Source organism: Mesorhizobium sp. M2A.F.Ca.ET.042.01.1.1 (assembly GCF_003997405.1).
GTDB lineage: Bacteria > Pseudomonadota > Alphaproteobacteria > Rhizobiales > Rhizobiaceae > Mesorhizobium.
This window is the reverse complement of the sequence record NZ_RZRX01000571.1, coordinates 1-1201: the sequence shown is the minus strand read 5'-3', so window position 1 is coordinate 1201 and position 1201 is coordinate 1. Positions and strand designations below refer to the sequence as shown.

General features: G+C 61.7%; 2 protein-coding genes. Both read left to right on the top strand.

Annotated features, from left to right (window positions below):
* The coding region (virB11, locus tag EOA23_RS34905; protein WP_127307334.1) for a P-type DNA transfer ATPase VirB11 at positions 1-848 on the top strand (848 nt) is incomplete at its 5' end.
* Positions 849-860: 12 nt separating this feature from the next.
* On the top strand, positions 861-1201 hold a 341-nt coding region (locus EOA23_RS34900; protein WP_145966617.1), incomplete at its 3' end, for a hypothetical protein.

Here is a 1201-nt window from a genome sequence, read left to right as displayed (position 1 = left end):
GCGAGCTCACCAGGAACTGGATCCGCTCGGTCTCGGTCGGCGTCGCTTCGGCCACCAACCAGGTCGTCAATGAAGTCACGCCGGTGCTGTCGGCCGCTCTCCCCTCAGGCGAGCGCTTTCAATGCGTGCTGCCGCCGGCGGCACCCGATGGCGGCGCGATCTCCATCCGCAAGCAGGTCATCATGGACATGACGCTCGGCGACTACGCAAAAATGGGCGCCTTCGAACAGACCGAGATGGGCAGTGGCCTGGCGCTCTCCGCCGAAGAAAAGCAGCTCGCCGAGATGCTCAACGACACCTCGCCGTTGGAATTTCTGCAATATGCGGTTCGCAATCGGATTTCTCTCATTGTCTCCGGCGGCACGTCGACCGGCAAGACGACCTTCCTTAACGCGCTATTGAAGATCATCCCCTCCCATGAGCGCATCATAACCATCGAGGATACGCGCGAACTCAAGCCGGCGACGTCGAACACAATAACGCTGCTTGCCTCGAAAGGCGACCAAGGCCTCGCCAGGGTTACGCCGCAACAGCTCCTCGAGGCGTCGTTGCGCATGCGGCCCGATCGGCTGCTGCTTGGCGAGCTCCGCGGTGCCGAGACATTTTCCTTCCTGCAAGCCATCAACACCGGCCATCCCGGTTCGCTTACAACCGTTCATGCCAACTCGGCCCGCTCGGCCTATGAGCGTCTGGCCCTCATGGTCATGCAAAGCAATGTCGGGCTCTCTCGTAGCGAGATCCTTGACTATCTGCGCGAGGTGATCCCGGTCGTCGTGCAGATGGTGCGCGGCGATGGCGGACGCCGATCGATCAGCGAAATCAAGTTCACGAAGGCTGAGACGATCTGACAGGGGCGCATTATGGAAAAGATCGCCGGCAGGATCTTCCTGGCTTTGATGGCCATGGCGCTGGGCGCGCTGCTTTTTGTGGTCGCTTATGCCGCCACCGACTGGTACAGGAGCGGATCGCATTTTCTCGTCGACAGCCTCAACGCAGACCCGCGGCCAGTCTTCGGCTACGCCTGGACGGACCTGAAAGCTGGAAGCTTCGCAAAGCTTCAATATGCCGGCGCCGCGGCCGTATTCGGCCTCGTCCTGCCGCTCGCGATCGCATTCTTGATGCGGCCACCCAAGCGCAACGACGCGAAATTCATGTCGATGGCGGACGTTCGCCGGGCCGGCCTGCTGAAGCCGAGGGGCTG